Annotated in this window: 14 protein-coding genes; 4 read left to right on the plus strand and 10 right to left on the minus strand. The window is 63.0% G+C overall.

From position 1 onward, the window contains the following. Positions 1-11: 11 nt before the first annotated feature. The 4 genes from D0T11_RS08290 to D0T11_RS08305 all read right to left on the minus strand — a co-directional run bounded on the left by D0T11_RS08290 (position 12) and on the right by D0T11_RS08305 (position 4,616). Positions 12-425, minus strand: a complete 414-nt coding sequence (locus D0T11_RS08290) for a hypothetical protein (RefSeq protein ID WP_119655316.1) — start codon at positions 423-425, stop codon at positions 12-14. Positions 426-553: 128 nt separating this feature from the next. Beyond that, on the minus strand, positions 554-2,428 hold the full coding sequence (locus D0T11_RS08295; RefSeq protein ID WP_119655317.1) for a helix-turn-helix transcriptional regulator: 1,875 nt from the start codon (positions 2,426-2,428) through the stop codon (positions 554-556). A 164-nt stretch (positions 2,429-2,592) separates the two neighbouring features. Continuing rightward, positions 2,593-3,519 carry an NAD(+)/NADH kinase gene (locus tag D0T11_RS08300; RefSeq protein ID WP_119655318.1) on the minus strand — a complete coding sequence of 309 codons (927 nt, stop codon included), beginning with the start codon at positions 3,517-3,519 and terminating at the stop codon, positions 2,593-2,595. Then, entirely contained in the window at positions 3,516-4,616 is a 1,101-nt protein-coding gene (locus D0T11_RS08305; protein ID WP_245990683.1) for an SPFH domain-containing protein, read from the minus strand. The genes D0T11_RS08300 and D0T11_RS08305 overlap by 4 nt, the downstream gene beginning before the upstream one ends. A gap of 229 nt (positions 4,617-4,845) precedes the next feature. Between D0T11_RS08305 and D0T11_RS08310 the strand changes: the two genes are divergently transcribed. Then, on the plus strand, positions 4,846-5,769 hold the full coding sequence (locus D0T11_RS08310; protein WP_119655319.1) for a flavin reductase family protein: 924 nt from the start codon (positions 4,846-4,848) through the stop codon (positions 5,767-5,769). Between the two features lie 197 nt (positions 5,770-5,966). Here D0T11_RS08310 and D0T11_RS08315 read toward each other — a convergent pair whose 3' ends face one another. From D0T11_RS08315 to tsaE, 3 genes are all read right to left on the minus strand, one after another. Then, positions 5,967-6,506 (minus strand): hypothetical protein, encoded by a 540-nt coding sequence (locus tag D0T11_RS08315; RefSeq protein WP_119655320.1) that lies wholly within the window; start codon positions 6,504-6,506, stop codon positions 5,967-5,969. A 177-nt stretch (positions 6,507-6,683) separates the two neighbouring features. Then, positions 6,684-7,919 carry an alanine dehydrogenase gene (locus tag D0T11_RS08320; RefSeq protein WP_119655321.1) on the minus strand — a complete coding sequence of 412 codons (1,236 nt, stop codon included), beginning with the start codon at positions 7,917-7,919 and terminating at the stop codon, positions 6,684-6,686. Between the two features lie 155 nt (positions 7,920-8,074). Continuing rightward, a complete protein-coding gene (tsaE, locus tag D0T11_RS08325; RefSeq protein ID WP_119655322.1) occupies positions 8,075-8,503 on the minus strand; it encodes a tRNA (adenosine(37)-N6)-threonylcarbamoyltransferase complex ATPase subunit type 1 TsaE in 429 nt (142 codons plus the stop codon). A 518-nt stretch (positions 8,504-9,021) separates the two neighbouring features. Here tsaE and D0T11_RS08330 point away from each other — a divergent pair. The 3 genes from D0T11_RS08330 (at position 9,022) to D0T11_RS08340 (ending at position 12,752) form a co-directional block, all read left to right on the plus strand. After that, complete coding sequence (locus tag D0T11_RS08330) at positions 9,022-9,564, plus strand: hypothetical protein (protein ID WP_147374574.1); 543 nt, start codon at positions 9,022-9,024, stop codon at positions 9,562-9,564. Between the two features lie 221 nt (positions 9,565-9,785). Then, positions 9,786-11,042 (plus strand): pyridoxal phosphate-dependent aminotransferase, encoded by a 1,257-nt coding sequence (locus tag D0T11_RS08335; protein ID WP_119655324.1) that lies wholly within the window; start codon positions 9,786-9,788, stop codon positions 11,040-11,042. A 354-nt stretch (positions 11,043-11,396) separates the two neighbouring features. After that, entirely contained in the window at positions 11,397-12,752 is a 1,356-nt protein-coding gene (locus tag D0T11_RS08340; protein ID WP_119655325.1) for a sigma 54-interacting transcriptional regulator, read from the plus strand. 190 nt (positions 12,753-12,942) lie between these two features. On the opposite strand, the gene D0T11_RS08345 is transcribed toward D0T11_RS08340, so the two are convergent. From D0T11_RS08345 to D0T11_RS08355, 3 genes are all read right to left on the minus strand, one after another. Further along, a complete protein-coding gene (locus D0T11_RS08345; protein ID WP_119655326.1) occupies positions 12,943-13,761 on the minus strand; it encodes an amidohydrolase family protein in 819 nt (272 codons plus the stop codon). 69 nt (positions 13,762-13,830) lie between these two features. Further along, entirely contained in the window at positions 13,831-14,187 is a 357-nt protein-coding gene (locus D0T11_RS08350) for a hypothetical protein (RefSeq protein WP_119655327.1), read from the minus strand. Positions 14,188-14,258: 71 nt separating this feature from the next. Further along, positions 14,259-15,383: a PLP-dependent aminotransferase family protein gene (locus tag D0T11_RS08355; RefSeq protein ID WP_119655328.1), complete on the minus strand. Its 1,125-nt coding sequence runs from the start codon at positions 15,381-15,383 to the stop codon at positions 14,259-14,261. Positions 15,384-15,427: the final 44 nt, after the last annotated feature.

Consider the following 15,427-nt stretch of genomic DNA (forward strand, 5'->3'; position numbering starts at 1 on the left):
AAAAGCCGGCCTTAGCGGGTGCCCGAATACGCCATGACCGACGTTGGACTGGCGGTGTACGACACGTCCAGGGTGCGCTCGTGAATCGAAATAGCTTGCAGCCCGCTGGTGTCGTCGGAGTTGGCGAAGGTGCCGTCCGCGTTCTTCTTCATCGTGGCCGTGAGGGTGGGCGCGTTGGGGGCGCTGAACGTAATTTTGATCGTGTTCGAGCCGTTGTCGGCCACCGTGGCCATAACCCCCGTCAGGGCGGTGGGAATACCGCTGCCGGTGGTCAGGGCGTAGTCGCCGGTGTAAGTGGTCAGGGCTTCTTTCGGAACGACGTTGGTCGTGTTGTTGCCGCCGCTGGGGGCATCATCTTTTCCACAAGCGCCCAGTGCCAGGGTGCCGGCCAGTAGCGTGGCTTGCAGGAAGGAAGTCAGTTTCATATGGGAAGGAAGTGGATGCGGTGCCTACTCTATAAAGGTTTTCGGCGGCCCCTGGTGTCGCGACGCTCAAAGGTTACGACTGCCCGGCAGAACCGCTGTAAACGGGGCGTTACAAAGTGTATACACGCCTAATCTTCCTTCATAAATGCTTCTAAATCAACGGATTTACCCAGCCCCAGCTTTTGCTTCAGGCGGTGCTTACCCACCCGCACCGAGTGGGGCTCAATGTTGAGCAGGTTGGCAATTTCCTTGGTAGAAAGGCCCATGCGCAGGTAGGCGCAGTAGCGCAGGTCGGTGGCGGAGAGGGCTACCTGGGCCTGGGCGGCGAGGTGCTGGAAGAAGCGCGGGTGCACGCTCTCGAAGTGCCGGCAGAACTGGTCCACATCGTCATCCAGTTGGAGGTTTTTGTCGATGAGGCGGAAGGCGGGCTTGAATTGCGGGCTTCCGTCGGCTACCTGCTCCAGCTCCTTGCGCAGCGTCAGCAGCAGCGCGTTTTTGCGCTCCACGCTGAGCGTCGTCGTGGCCAACTCCCGCTGCTTGTAATCCACCTCCTGCTGGAGCTGCGCTTGCTGCTGCTGAGCCAGCCGTTTCTCCTGGCGCTCCACCACGGCCTGTTGTTCGGAGAGTCGCAGGTGCTGCTCGGCCAGCCGCCGCCGCAGGCGGTTGGAGTAGAGCAAGGCCGCCGCTCCGGCCAGCAGCAGCAGCGCCATCCCAACCGTGAGCAGCAGCAGCCGGCGGTGGTAGGTGGCCTGCTGGGTAAGGGCACGGATGTTCAGGTCCTTCTTTTCCACCTCGTACTGAATCATGAGGCGGCGCATGGTTTGGAAATTGGCCCGGGCGGCCAGGGAATCGCGCACGGCGGCGTACTGCGTGAGGTGGGCGTAGGCGGCGGGCCAGTTACCCAGTTCGGTGCTGGCCAGTTGCAGGCGCTGGGTGATGGTGGCCTTATCGTCGAGGCTGCACGCGGCCAGGTACTGGCTGGCCTGCCGGGTGGCGGCGGCGGCCAGGGCGGCGTGCTGGTGCCGGGCTTCGGCCAGGGCCAGAATGCTGTAGTTGTGCGCCAGCAGCGTTGTTATCCGGAGTGGCTTGGTGAGGGCCGTACTTTCGCGCAGCAACTGCCGGGTGCGCAGCAGGTCGCCGCGCCAGGTGTAGGCTTCGGCCAGGTTGGTCAGGAACGTGGGCAAATACTGCGGCGACACCGACTGGGACGCCTGTTGGCGGATAAGGGCCACGCCCCGCTCCAGGTTTTGAATGGCCACTCGCAGATGCGCCGGATTGCGCTGTTGGCGGTATAGCTCCAGGTAGCTGGAGTAGAAGTCGTTCATCACCAGCAGCTGGTCCTTCAGGCTGCCGCTGCGCCGGGCGGCGGCTTCGGCCCGACGATAATAGGCAAACGCGCTTTCCATTTGCTGCTCGTGGTAGAGGCAGTTGGCAATAGTATTGAGGCTGGTAGTCAGCTCCCGGTAACTGCCCAGCGTTTCGTAGGCCCGCACGGCTTGCAGCAGGTGATGCACGGCCCCGGCATAGTCGCTGAGCCGCTCCTGGAGTAGCAGGCCCCAGTTGTAGTGCAGCTGGGCCAGCCGGCCCGCCGCCCGCGGTCCGGCGGCTTTTCGGAGCAGGGGCTCGGCCATCTGGTAGGATTGCTGGGCCGGCCCGTCCTGCTCATGAAACATGTACACGTTGCCCAGAGCCATCCAGCAGAAGCCCTGCTGCTCTACATTTCCGGCCTCGGTGGCCAGCGCCAGCGCCTGCCGGTTGAGAGCCAGGGCCTTTTCCCGGTTATAAGGCCGGTATTCCCAGGCCAGCCTGGTGAGGGTCCAGGCTTTGGTGGTATCCGTTTGGCTGGCCGAGGCCCGCGCCAGCGAGTCGATGAGCGGTTGGTTTTGCGCCAGGACCGGACCGCTTATCAGCACCAGACAGCAGCTGAACAGCCTGCGCCAGCCGGAAAAGCGCCCGGTGGCACGCAAGGCCAGGAGCAACCGCAACCAGGAAGACAGGAGCATATGGACACTTAGGAGAAGCATATAGACTGACTATATAAGCGACCAAAGATACTATAACAGGATCTGGCTGATAGCACACACCGCAACCGACAAGCGAAATACGCTCAGTCGGCCGGAATTCGGTTGCACAGCGGCGGAAGCCGGTACGGTCAGCCCATCGTGCCCTACCCCACCACCAGACTGGCCTTCTCCTTCGCTACCCCAATGGTGGCAATGGCCCCGGCGTTGAAGTGCAGAAAGTCGCTTTCTACCCCATCGGAGAAAATAACCCCGTTGGTGGGCATCATCGACTCCACCACCAGCGGCACGTTGGCCGTGAGTACCCCGGCCGTGAGGCCGCACTGGGTGCGCTGGCTCCGGAAGGCCTCGCGCACCACGAACAGCAGCTCCTCGGGGGCCAGCGCGGGGCGCGGCAGAGCGTCCTCGGCGGGGTCCAGAAATTCGGTCAGCCCGGCCGTCATGTTGAAAATGGAGCTCAGCCAGCCCGTGGCCCCCGAGGCGGTGGAAACGATAATGCCCGACGAAGAATGGGTTTCGGTGGTGCGCTGATACGAAATCCGGTAGCGGGCCGACACGTGGGAGGCGGCCCCAATGAACAGGTCGTTGAAGGCCAGCAGGCGTTGGCCGTCCTGGAGGCGGGCTTCGGCCAGGGCGGCCTCGCGCACCCGGAACTTGCCGGTCAGCACCCGTTCTACGGCAGGCCCGAAATTACGGGGCGTGAAGGGCAGCAGCACCCCGTCGTTGCGCTCCGGGTCGGGGTTGATGGCCACAATCGGGATGCCACCCACGTACTTGGCCGTGTTGGCCACCAGCCCATCGGGGCCCACCACCACCACCAGCTGCTGGGGGTTGAACAAAAACGAGGGCAGGTAAGCCCGCTCCACGATTTTGTTCTTGATCAGGGCCGAAAGCTGGCGCTGGACCAGGGAAAATGAGGCTTGAAACCGCTCGTTTTCAGCCTCGTACTCGGCAAACTCCCCGCCCACGCTCTCGATGTAGAACCGCGCCTGGGCGGGGGTATTAAACCGCTCCACCAGCTGCTCCAGGCGGGTTTTGCCGCGCACCAGAATGGCGTAGTCGCGCTGGCTCATCGGCGGTTACCGGAGCGGTTGGGGGGCCGGCTGTCCACCGGAAAGTCGGGCCGGTCATCGGACCGGTTATCGGGGCGCTCGGAACGGGCGGGCGGGCTGGTCAGCAGCGAATCGAGCAGGTCGGGGGAGATGTTGAGGTTGCCGATTTTGCCCGCGTTTTCGGCCAGCTCCCGGAAGGCCAGCGCGATGTTGAACTTGGGGTCGGGGTTGTTGTTGAGGGCCACCAGCAGCTTCCAGTCCATGTTCTTGTAGGGTTGCAGGGTGGTTTCGAGCACGTAGCCCCGGGTTTCGGCTTCCTGGCGCTGGTTGGCCGTGGTTTGCTCCAGCAGCAGCTTGCGCTGCTCCTCCACGGCAATATCGGCCTGCACCTGCATTTCGCGCAGCTTGCGGGTGCTGGTGGCCCGCTGCATCTCGCCCTCCATCTTCTTCTCGGCAATCTGCTTGTTCTTCTCCTCCACCGCAATGTCGGTGTTCAGCTCGCTCTCCTTGATTTTGCGCTCCTGTTCCACGGCGAAGTTGCGGCGCTCAAAAATGGCCTGGTCGGCTTCCTGCTGAATTTTTTCGCGGGTTTCGGTTTCCAGGGCCCGGCCCATTTCGGGCGTGGCCTTCACGGCCAGCACGTTCACGGCCAGCACCTCAATGCCCAGCAGCCCGATGGCCTTGGAAGCAGCCAGCCCCTCGGCAATGTTCAGCTCCACGGCCTTGGCCGAGCGCATCACGTCCTTCAAGCCCAGGCTCTGCACGAAGGTGGACGTGGCGGTCTGGGCCTCGTTGATGATGCGCTGGTGCAGTTTTTCCAGCTCATTTTTCTTGTAGATGCCCCGGCTGTCGACCGTAAAGTCGAGCTGGTCGGCCAGCTGGCGCGGGTCGCCGGCCTTGTAGGTTATCTGGCCCTGGATGGAAACGGTCTGGTAGTTGGCCGTAGTTTCGTTGAAGATGAAGGGCAAATCGTTGCTGCCCATCGGAATGGCCACAATGGAGCTGTTGGGCCCGAAATAGTAGAACGACAGGCCCCGCCCCTCCTTCTGCACCCGCCCGTTTTTGTAGTGGATGACGTAAGTCATCGAATCGAACTGACTGTGGTTGATTCCGAACATAGCGGGCTGCTGAAGAGGTTGACTTGGCGGTAAAAGTATTGATAGTTGCGAATATGAGCCGGACACCGCTTATTCTGTCATCCTGAGCGGAGCGAAAAACCTTGCCCCAGTCGGGCCATCAGCTCTTTCAGGCGTGATAAGGCCCTTCGCTCCGCTCCGGATGACGGGCGGCGCGCAACTATTGCCCGTAAACCCTGAACTTCGGCCCGCAAACCCAGTAACTCCGCCCATGTCCGCTCCCGCCTCCTTCCGTACCATCGACCCCGCCCAGCTCACGCCCGCCCAGCTCCACCCCTTCATGGTGGGCGCCATTGCCCCGCGCCCCGTGGCCTTCGCCAGCACCATTGCCGCCGACGGCAGCGTGAACCTGAGCCCCTATAGCTTCTTCAACTGCTTCGGCTCCAACCCGCCCATCCTGGTGTTTTCGCCTGCCAACCGCGTCCGCGACAACTCCCAGAAACACACCCTGCAAAACGTGCGCGAGGTACCCGAAGTCGTCATCCACATCTGCGACTACGCCATGGTGGAGCAGATGTCGCTATCAAGCACCGAGTACGAGAAGGGTGTAAACGAGTTCGTGAAGGCCGGTTTCACCGAGCTGCCCAGCCAGAAGGTGCGCCCGCCCCGGGTGCTGGAGGCCCCGGCGGCCTTCGAGTGCGTGGTGGAGCAGGTGATTGAGCTGGGCCAGAACAACGGGGCTGGCAACCTCATTATCTGCCGGGTCGTGATGGCCCACTTCCGCGAAGACATCGTGCTGCCCAGCGGCACCGGCATCGACCCGTTCAAGCTCGACGCCATTGCCCGCCTCGGCGGCGACTGGTACTGCCGGGCCTCGGGCAGCAGCCTGTTCGAGGTACCCAAGCCCAACCGCAACCTGGGCATCGGCATCGACCAGCTCCCCGAGTTTATCCGCACCTCCGACGTGCTGACGGGCAACAACCTGGGCCGCCTAGCCAACATCGAAGCCCAGTCCATCCCTACCACCGAGGAAATAGCCGCCTTCCGCCAGGAGCCGCTGGTGAGCTACACCCTGAGCCAGCACCACGGCTCCCCCACCCGCCAGCGCGAGGAACTGATGCTGCTGGGCCAGAAGCTACTGGAAGAAGGCCGCCTGCTCGACGCCTGGAAAACGCTGCTGCTGGCGGCGGAGTAGTTTTACCTGCTTTCGAACTGCTACCTGTATTTGCCAGGATTAGCACTCCGCAAGTTCAGATTAGGTAGGTTATTTTTTTGGCGTAAAAAAATAACCTACCTAATCTGAACTTGCGGAGTGCTAAAAGCTGATTCTAGTCCGGTTCTTAGGTTTATCCTACCCCACAAACCTAAAGGCAACTTGGGTTAGATAGTACTCTACCGCACGGCCTGGGCGCGCTCCTTGCGGCTACCAATGGGCAGCAGGCGGAAATACTTGGTTTTCAGTTTGCGCGTCAGGTACGGCGGCAGCGGCTGGCCTTCCTGGTAGGCCACTACCACCCGCCGGTACTGCCCGGGGCCGAAGCGGCTCAGCCGGTACGCACCGTAGCCCGTCATCAGGGCGCCCACCACGATGTCCTGACTGGCCTGCTGGTCGAGGTCCTCGTAGAAGTCCTGCACGTATTCCGGCTGGTTTTTTCGTTTGGAAGCCTTCGCTACTACCTTCTTCACCGCTCCTTCCACCAAAATACCCGTGCCGGCCTGTAGCCAGCCCCGCGTAGCCTTGGAGCGCTGCATGAACAGGTGCTGCACGGCCCGCAGCGTATCGGAACGGTCGTAGCGCAGGCTGCTGAGGTCGGAGTGCGGAATGGCGGCCGGGGCGGCGGTTTGCACCACGGCCAGCGTCTGGGCGGTGGCGGCCGGCAAGGCCCCGACCGTAGTCAGCAAGCCGAGGATAACAACGGGAAATGCGCGCATAGCAAATCGGATATAATTCAAGCGCAAGGAGCCAATAAATATCCAGCCGGTTGCAACTCAACCGCACATTTTTTTTATAGCAATCAGTCAGCTTTGGTCGGGTAAGAGCGAAGCGCTGCTTCGCTCTACAGACCTCATCATCTGCGACACCCGTTTCATCTGCAACATCTGTGCTTCTTAGTTGCGCACGGCAATCATCAGGGCCAGTTCCTTGTAGCGCATGTTGAAGCGGCGGGCGATGCTGGCGTTGGTCAGGGAGCCTTTGTACACGTACACGCCGGACCGGAAATGCTCGTTGGTGAACAGCACCTCGTTCACGCCGCCATGCTGGCTGATTTCTTGGAGAATGGGCGTGAAAATATTGCTCAGCGCGTTGGTGGCCGTGCGCGGCACCCGCGAGGCAATGTTGGGTACGCAGTAGTGAATCACGTCGTACTTGCGGAACACGGGCTTGGCGTGGCTGGTCATTTCGCTGGTGGCGAAGCAGCCGCCCTGGTCGATGCTCACGTCGATAATCACGGAGCCGGGCGACATCTGCGACACGGCTTCCTCCGACACCATGAACGGAATGCGGCCTTCCTCCGGGTTGAGGGCGCCGATGACCACATCGGCGCGGCGGATTTGCTGGTTGAGGGCAAACGTGTCGAGGGTGCTGGTGTAGAGCTGGGGCTGGCCCAGGTTCTGCTTGAGGCGGCGTAGTTTGTAGAGGTGGTTGTCGAACACCTTCACCTCGGCCCCCAGCCCGATGGCGGCGCGGGCGGTGTACTCGGCCACCGTACCGGCCCCCAGAATAACGACCTGGGAAGGCGGCACGCCCGTAATGCCGCCCAGGATGATGCCCTTGCCCTCGTCGCCGGCGCGGGCCGCCAGGTACTCGGCGGCCACCAGCATCACGGTGGAGCCCGCAATTTCGGACATGGCCCTTACTACCGGCCGGGCTCCGCTGGGGTCCTTAATGAGTTCGAAGCTGATGGCGTTGATTTTCTTGCGCAGCAGGGCCGTGATGTAGTCGCCGGTGAGGGAGCCGAATTGCAGGGCCGAAATCAGCGTCTGGCCATTGCGCAGAAACTCCATCTCATCGTAGGTGGCGGGGGCCACTTTCAGGATAATATCGGCCTCGAATACCTCTTTCTGGGAGTAGGCAATGGTGGCGCCGGCCTCGGAGTAGTCGTGGTCGGAGTATTTACTGGGCTCGCCGGCCCCGCTTTCGAGCAGAATTTCGTGGCCGCTTTCCACCAAGTGCTTCACGGCCTCGGGCGTGAGACAGATGCGGTTTTCCTGGAGCGACGTTTCCCGGGGCAGCCCAATGAACAGCTTGCGCTTGCGCGTTTCCACGGCCAGCATCGATTCCTGGGTGAAGTAGGCGCGGCTGGCGGCCAACGACTCAAATCCGGAGGGTACTGCTTCGGGCATCACTTTTTAATTATGAAGTATGAAGTATGAAGTATGAATTTCGTTCGGCGGGTAGAACGGCTTGTTCATGAATTCTAATTCACAATCGGGGTTTGGGGCAGGCTTTCAGAAAAAACGAATTCATAATTCATAATTCATAATTCATAATTCATAATTCATAATTCATACTTCATAATCGCCAATTCCCTCGAAGAGGGGCCGGTGACGGTGAGCGTGAGGAGCAGGCAGTCGGGAGGCAGCAGGGCGTCAATACGGCTGGGCCACTCAACCAGGCAAAGATAGCCAGAATCGAAGTACTCCTGAACCCCGATATCCTCGGCTTCGCGGGGGGCGTTGAGGCGGTAGAAATCGAAGTGGTAAATGGGCTCGTCGCGGGCCGTGCGGTACTCGTTGACGAGGGCAAACGTGGGGCTGCTGACTTCCTCGGCTACGCCCAGCTCCCGGCACAGGGCCTTGATGAAAGTGGTTTTACCGGCGCCCATCTCGCCTTCGAAGCAAATAATGGAATGCCCGTCAATGGCGGCCCGCACCTGGGCGGCCACGGCGGGCAAAGCGGCTAAATCGGGGATGGAGAACGTGAGCATGAGCGGAAGCGGCCGGAACCGGCATGAGGGAGCCGCAAGTTTACGAAGCCTGCCGTTGCCAAACCGCTTCCGGCCCGACAGGGAAGACCAAATATATAACGGCCGTGATACTTCTGTAAAATCCGACAGGTTCCTTTGTGGAGCACCGCTTTCCTTTTCCCCTATGGCTATGCAAAAGCTTTTCCTACTGCCATGAGGGTCCGTTTCGCCCCCGCCCGCTCCCTGGCCGCCCTGACGGGGCTGGCCCTATTGCTGGCCGCCGAAAGCCGGACGGGCGGGGGCTGGACCCGCGCCCAGGGCGGGGGCTAGACCAAACTTGGGCTCACCACCGCCAACACCCGCCGGTTTCACCTCCTCAACGGCGACACCATTGAAACGGCCCGGTTCCGGCAGCTGGTGCTGGGCCTCTACGGCGAATACGGCCTCCCCGACCGCTGGGAGCTGGTGCTAACGCACCCGTATTCCGGCAGGCCGCCTACGCCACCACCACGCCCGCCCGGGGTATCGGCGACGTGCAGGTGGGCGTGCGCTACGGGGTGCTGAAAGGTGCCTGGTCCCTGGCCCTGGGCCGGGCCTTAGACCTGCCCACCGGCGACAAAAACCGGCGGGGCTTCGGCTACCAGGACCCCGTCATTTTCATCTCCCTGCCCACCGGCGACGGGGAGTGGAACGTGTGGGGTAGGGCGGCGCTTTCGCACAGTTTCGCGCCCCGCCTGCCCGCCTACGTTACCTTCGACGCGGGCTACAACCAGCGCACCCAGGGCTTCACCAGCCAGTACACCTACGGGGCCGAGGTGGGCTACCAGGTGGGCTACCAGGTAGGCAAAGCCTGGCTCACGGCTTCGGTCCGCCCGCTGGCCAACGTGCACCAGCCCAACACCGAAAAGTTCGGGGCCATTGGGCTGGGCGAGGGCGTGGCCTACTCCTCGGCCGCGCTGGGCCTCAATTACGCCGTAACCAAACACTGGTGGGCCACGGCCAACGTGGCGGCGGGCTTCGGCCGCCTGCGCAACGTGTACTCGGGCCTGCAACCTACCCTGGGTGTGGCGTTTGAGTGGTAGGGTTTCGTTGTTCGTTTCTGGTTGTTCGTTTTTCGGGCAGCAAGCAGTCAGGGAGGTAGGCGCTACAGAAGTAAGTCCTTCCGCCGGGAAACGCCCCGGTGAGCCGGTTATCGTTTCCCGGCGGAAGGACTTTCTGTTTAAAATAGCGTTCTTCCGGCCTGAAAGACGAACCACGAGCAACGGGCAACCAAAAACGAATAACGGGATTTTACTCTACCAGCATGCAAGTTTCGCGAATGGCCGGCAGCCTGATTGGCTCCGAAATCATCAAAATCGGCAACGAGGTAAACGACATGATCCGCAAGGGGGAGCAGATCTGTAACCTCACCATCGGCGACTTCGACCCGACCATTTATCCCATTCCGGCCGAGTTGAAGGATGAAATAACCCGTGCCTACGAGGCGGGCCAGACCAACTACCCGCCCGCCAACGGCATGGCCGCCCTGCGCGAAGCCGCCGCCGCTTTCACCCGGAGCCGGCTGGGCCTGGAGTACTCGGCCGCCGATTTCCTGGTGGCCGGCGGCTCCCGGCCCCTCATCTACGCCACCTACCTGGCCCTCATCGACCCCGGCGATAAAGTGGTGTTTCCGGTGCCAAGCTGGAACAACAACCACTACTGCCACCTTTCGGGGGCCGAAGCCGTAATGGTGGAAACCCGGCCCGAAAACAACTTCATGCCCACCGCCGAGGAGCTGGCCCCCCACCTGGCGGGGGCTACTATGCTGGCCCTGTGCTCCCCCCTGAACCCCACCGGCACCGTATTCAGCCGCGAGGATCTGGAAGCCATCTGCGACCTGGTGCTGGCCGAGAATGAGCGCCGGGAGCCCGGCGAAAAGCCGCTGTACCTACTCTACGACCAGATTTACTGGCTGCTCACCTTCGGCGAAACCGCCCACTACGACCCGGTGAACCTGCGCCCCGCCCTGCGCGACTACACCATCTACATCGATGGCATCTCGAAGTGCCTGGCCGCTACCGGCGTGCGTGTGGGTTACGCCTTCGGGCCGGCTCCGGTAATTGACAAGATGAAGGCCATTCTGGGCCACGTGGGGGCCTGGGCGCCCAAGGCCGAGCAGGTGGCCGTGGCCCACTACCTGCCCGCCACCACCGCCGTAGACCGCTACCTGAGTACGTTCAAGCACAACATCCAGCGCAGCCTCGACACCCTGCACGAAGGCCTGCAAACCATGAAAAGCGCCGGCCTACCCGTCGATTCCATGGTGCCGATGGGCGCTATCTACCTCACGGCCAGGCTGGATGTACTGGGCCGCACTACGCCCGCCGGACAGGTGCTCACCTCCACCAAGGAGCTGACGTCCTACCTCATCAGCGAAGCGCGCCTGGCCCTGGTGCCGTTCAGCGCCTTCGGTACTGATGACACGGCCCCCTGGTTCCGCATGTCGGTGGGCGGGGCTTCCCTGGAGGCCATTGAGGCCGCCCTGCCCCGCCTGCAATCGGCGCTGGAAGCGTTGCGGTAGGCTTCTATCGACTTCACAAGATCAGAAGAGCCGTTCTCGATGAGAGCGGCTCTTCTGCATTTCACCCCTATAGTTTCACTTTCAGCAGCATTATTTCTCAATCTGATACGGTCGTCCTGCCGGACGAAAACAGCTATTCATTCTATGAAAGACTGTTTGGAGCCGTTAAAAGCCCATTCATGTTATTATTTTAATTATTGCTTTATTCATAATTTTCATTATCCTATATTTAACATACGCAGAGCCAGCAGCACCTAATCAGCGGAGCCTTACACTGGTTGGCACTCCGACTGCGCTGGCAAGCCTCCCTCCTGCTGAAGAATGGGCCGGCGAGTTTCCCAAGCCTGATTTGCCATGATGCAATCTGCCCCTTTATGGTTCCGGCCTTACACCCGGCAACTGGCCCAACTGGCCGACTTGCTGGGCGAGCTGGAACAGGCTGGATTTGCTACTCAGGCCTTGCGCGGCGGCGAAGCTCCCCCGGGACCGGGCCTGCTGTTCGTGGATGCCGAAACTGATTTGCCGGCCCTCCAGCAGGAGCTGGCCGAACTGCCGGCTGCCACCCAGCTGATAGCCGTTTCGCTCGGGCCGTTGCTGTCGGCCGATATCTGGGGGCTGTTGCGGGCCGGGGTGGCGGAAGTGTTTAACTGGTTCGAGGTGGAAAAACCGGTGCAGATTGTCAGCTCGCGCCTGCACTACTGGCGGATGCTCGATGAACAGGTAGCCGACTTGCAGCAACGCCTCATTGGCCGTAGCGCGTGCTGGCTCAACACCTTGCGCCAGCTCGTGGATATGGCCCACTCCAACTGCCCGGTGCTGGTACTGGGCGAGAGCGGCACCGGTAAGGAGCTGGTCGCCCAGGCCATGCACCAGCTCGACCCCCGCCCTAATAAGCGCGACTGCGTGGTGGTCGACTGCACGACGCTCATTCCGGGCCTGTCGGGCTCCGAGCTGTTTGGACACGAGAAGGGCGCCTTCACCAACGCCATCAGTACCCGCGACGGGGCGCTGGCGCTGGCCCACGAGGGCACCCTGTTTCTGGACGAGCTGGGCGAACTGCCCCTGCCCTTGCAGGCGGAACTGCTGCGGGCCTTGCAGGAAGGCACCTACAAGCGGGTGGGCAGCAACACCTGGCGGCAGGCCCGCTTTCGGCTGGTAAGTGCCACCAACCGCAACCTGGCCGAGGAAGTGCGGCAGGGCACTTTCCGCCAGGATTTATACTACCGGATTTCGGGCTGGACCTGCCAGCTACCCCCGCTACGGGAGCGAAAGGAGGATATTGCCCCGCTGGCCGAACATTTTTTTCGGCAGCATCACCACCTCACCCAGCCCATCGACCGGCAGGTGTACGACTTCCTGCTCCTGCCCGATTACCCTGGCAACGTGCGCGAGCTCCAACAGCTGGTGAGCCGCATTGCCAACAAGCACCTGGGCGAAGGCCCCGTCACTATCGGGGATATTCCCCGCTCCGACTGGCCCGATTTCGGACGGCTAAACGCCGCCGCCCCGGGTGGCGAGCTGGAAACCGGCGTCACGAGCCTGCTCTACCAGGGCCTGGGGCTCAAGGAAATCAAGGACCAGGTAACTGAAATAGCCAAAAAAGTAGCCATCAGCCACGAAAACGGCAACCTGAAACTGGCCGCCCACCGCCTGGGTTGCAGCGAAAGAACGTTGCAGATGCACCGCGCGGAAGGTGAAATGGTGAGATGATGCGTTTGCTGGTTGTCAGTTGTCAGTTGTCAGTTGTCAGGAAGAGAACGTTATTCAGCGCGGAGCGAAGAAGCTCGCGTGCCGACGTTGCAAAGCCAGCCAGCCAGCCAGCCAGCCAGCCCAAGGAGAACACGCAGGATTCTTCGCTTCGCGTTGAATGACGTTCTGTTTGACCCGTCCAATCATTCATTTACCCATTAGCCAGAAGCCACGGGTCGCGCCACCTAGCGGGCACTTCGGCCACTCCGGTTACGGGGGCGGCGGCCGGCGGCGTGGGGCGCACGTGGCGGATGAGGCCGAGCAGGTTGCCAGCCAGCACCTGGCGGGCGGCGGATCTGGGCAGGTGCAGGGCCTTGATTTTGCTGAGCTCCACGCCCGGGTGCAGCCAGGGACCATCGGAGCCGAAGAGGAACTTGCCGGGACCAGCGCGCTCCAGGGCCCGGCGCAGGATGTCGAAGCGACGCACGCCCGAGGTATCGGTGTAGATGTTGGGGCAGCGCACCAGGTAGTCGATGAGGCCGGCCTGGGCCCGCCAGTCATCGGCAAACGAGCCCAGATGCGGAATGATAAAGTTGACGTCGGGATACTGCTCGGCCAACAGCTCGACCACCGAAATTTCCCCCACCACATCGTAGAGCACCGGCAAACAAAAAGCCCGGGCCACGTCGCATATTTCGCGGCTGATGCGGGCGTCGTAGCGGTGGCACTTGATGCCCACGAAGCCGTAGTCGCGCACGGCCCGGCCCACCAGCTCGCGCACCCGGCCCCGGTCGCGGCGGGCGTGCACAAAGGCGAAACCGTAGAACCGGCCGGGTTGCTGCCGTACCAGGCCGGCCACCTGGGCATTGGCCACGGCGTAATCGGAGTGAAAGGCAGCGAAAAGCACGGTGCGCCGGATGCCGGCCTCGTCGGCCCACTCCAGGTAGGAGCCGAGGGGCGCGTCGGTATCCCAGGGGCCGGTAAGGCCGTCGCCCCGACCGGCGTGGCAGTGGCAGTCGATGATGAGCATGAGGCAGAAATTGGGGGTTAGCGGAAGGGGGCCGAAACCGGCCCGGGCGGCGGTACAGCGGGCTCCTGGTCAGCCTTGGTGGCGGCACCGGGCGCAGCCGCAGCGGCCTGGGCCAACGGCCGTTACCCGCCGCAGCTTCCCGGCCAGCCGGAACCGCCGCAGGAACCGTAGCAGCGCCTGCTGGCACTGGGGGCAGGGCCGGTGGCGGCCAATCAGCAGCACCGAGCGCACCTGGCTGGTAAAGGCCGGGTTGGCCGCCACCTGCCGGCTGAACCAGCGGATAACCTGGGGCTCCAACTGATGCCCGCACCCGGCCCCGCAGTCGGGCGCCAGCTGCGGGGCCGGCCGTAGCGGCACCCGCAGGAGCCGGCCGCTAGTGGTGTACACGTTGGCCTGCGGAGTAACGGGCAGAAAGGGGGCTGACATGGCGTTGGGGGCTAAAGAGCACTATTCATTAATCCACTTGCTTTCATTTTTTTTACAACCTGGCATTCCGTTCAGCCCCCCTTCCAGTGGTGCTGTGCGTTACCGGGCGCTTCAATCTGAAGTCCGGGCTCCAGCTGGCGCAACCCCACCGCTATTGCCCGGCTCAGCTGCCCGATATCGGCCACCGAGTGGTCGGCGCGGAGGCAGCAGGCGACTTCGGGCACGGTAGGCCGGCGCGCATCGGCCAGCAGCAGGACGCGGATACCCCGGCGGCGCAGGTACTCGTGCAGACCGAAAGCGGCGTGAGCAGCGGACAGCCGCAGTTTTTGCACCGGAAACAGCCCCCCGGCGGGTCTCAGGCCGCCGGCGGTCAGCGCCTGCCGGAACTGGCAGATGCGGCATAGCAGGCGGTGGCGGCGGACGTCGCCCGACCGGGCATCCTGGTGCAGGGCCTGAGCGGCCAGCCAGGCGTGCAGCTCCGAGGCGGGGCTGGTATGCACCCGCGTTTCGCTTCGTTGCCGGAACCGGGTCAGGTGGGTGGCACTACCGGCCAGCACCGCCACCGGCACGCCCAGCCCCTTCGCCAACGACGTGATGGTGAGCACTCCTGCCCCCGCCACCCCCGCATGCACCAGGCTGCCGCCCCCGCCCCGGCCCCAGGGGCTGCCCGGTCCGGGAGCAGCCCCGAGCAGCCCGAAAGCCTGGGTATCATCCACGAGGAGCACGGAGCCGGGGAAGGGCCGGAGCAGGCGCTGGTAATCGGCCAGCGGGGCGGGGCGGCCGGCCGCCAGCAGCCACCCGTCACTCAGCAGCCAGGGCACCCGGCCGGCCCGGGCGTAGGCGGCCAGCAGGCGGCCCAGCTGCGCCAGGTCGCCCGACCGGAACCGGACCACCTGGTGGCCCCGCAGCAAGGCGTGTTCCGCGCCCCAGCGGCCGACGGGGTACAGCGCCTCATCGAGCAACAGCACCGCTTTGGGCGGCAGCAGGTGCACCACGTCCCAGAACAGGTGCAGGGTGGACGGGGCCAGCAACCCGGCTTCTAGCCCCTGGCGGCGGGCCACCTCTGCACCCACCGCCCCCGCCAGCCCCGATTCGCGCAGCGCCGCTGGCTGGCCGGTAGTCAGGCCCAGGCCGGCCGGCAGCTGCGCGGGCAGTGCCGGCCGGCCCAGATAAAGCGCCGAGGTGAAGTCGAGCATATTGGTTGGTGGTTTTTGGTTGCTGGTTGCTGGTTGTCAGTTGT

This window comes from Hymenobacter rubripertinctus (assembly GCF_003583925.1).
GTDB lineage: Bacteria > Bacteroidota > Bacteroidia > Cytophagales > Hymenobacteraceae > Hymenobacter > Hymenobacter rubripertinctus.

Excerpts from the sequence above, each read along its gene's own strand:
- D0T11_RS08290 (WP_119655316.1), bottom strand. The coding sequence starts at position 425 with ATGAAACTGACTTCCTTCCTGCAAGCCACGCTACTGGCCGGCACCCTG.
- D0T11_RS08295 (WP_119655317.1), bottom strand. The coding sequence starts at position 2,428 with ATGCTCCTGTCTTCCTGGTTGCGGTTGCTCCTGGCCTTGCGTGCCACC.
- D0T11_RS08300 (WP_119655318.1), bottom strand. The coding sequence starts at position 3,519 with ATGAGCCAGCGCGACTACGCCATTCTGGTGCGCGGCAAAACCCGCCTG.
- D0T11_RS08305 (WP_245990683.1), bottom strand. The coding sequence starts at position 4,616 with ATGTTCGGAATCAACCACAGTCAGTTCGATTCGATGACTTACGTCATC.
- D0T11_RS08310 (WP_119655319.1), top strand. The coding sequence starts at position 4,846 with ATGTCCGCTCCCGCCTCCTTCCGTACCATCGACCCCGCCCAGCTCACG.
- D0T11_RS08315 (WP_119655320.1), bottom strand. The coding sequence starts at position 6,506 with ATGCGCGCATTTCCCGTTGTTATCCTCGGCTTGCTGACTACGGTCGGG.
- D0T11_RS08320 (WP_119655321.1), bottom strand. The coding sequence starts at position 7,919 with ATGCCCGAAGCAGTACCCTCCGGATTTGAGTCGTTGGCCGCCAGCCGC.
- tsaE (WP_119655322.1), bottom strand. The coding sequence starts at position 8,503 with ATGCTCACGTTCTCCATCCCCGATTTAGCCGCTTTGCCCGCCGTGGCC.
- D0T11_RS08335 (WP_119655324.1), top strand. The coding sequence starts at position 9,786 with ATGCAAGTTTCGCGAATGGCCGGCAGCCTGATTGGCTCCGAAATCATC.
- D0T11_RS08340 (WP_119655325.1), top strand. The coding sequence starts at position 11,397 with ATGATGCAATCTGCCCCTTTATGGTTCCGGCCTTACACCCGGCAACTG.
- D0T11_RS08345 (WP_119655326.1), bottom strand. The coding sequence starts at position 13,761 with ATGCTCATCATCGACTGCCACTGCCACGCCGGTCGGGGCGACGGCCTT.
- D0T11_RS08350 (WP_119655327.1), bottom strand. The coding sequence starts at position 14,187 with ATGTCAGCCCCCTTTCTGCCCGTTACTCCGCAGGCCAACGTGTACACC.
- D0T11_RS08355 (WP_119655328.1), bottom strand. The coding sequence starts at position 15,383 with ATGCTCGACTTCACCTCGGCGCTTTATCTGGGCCGGCCGGCACTGCCC.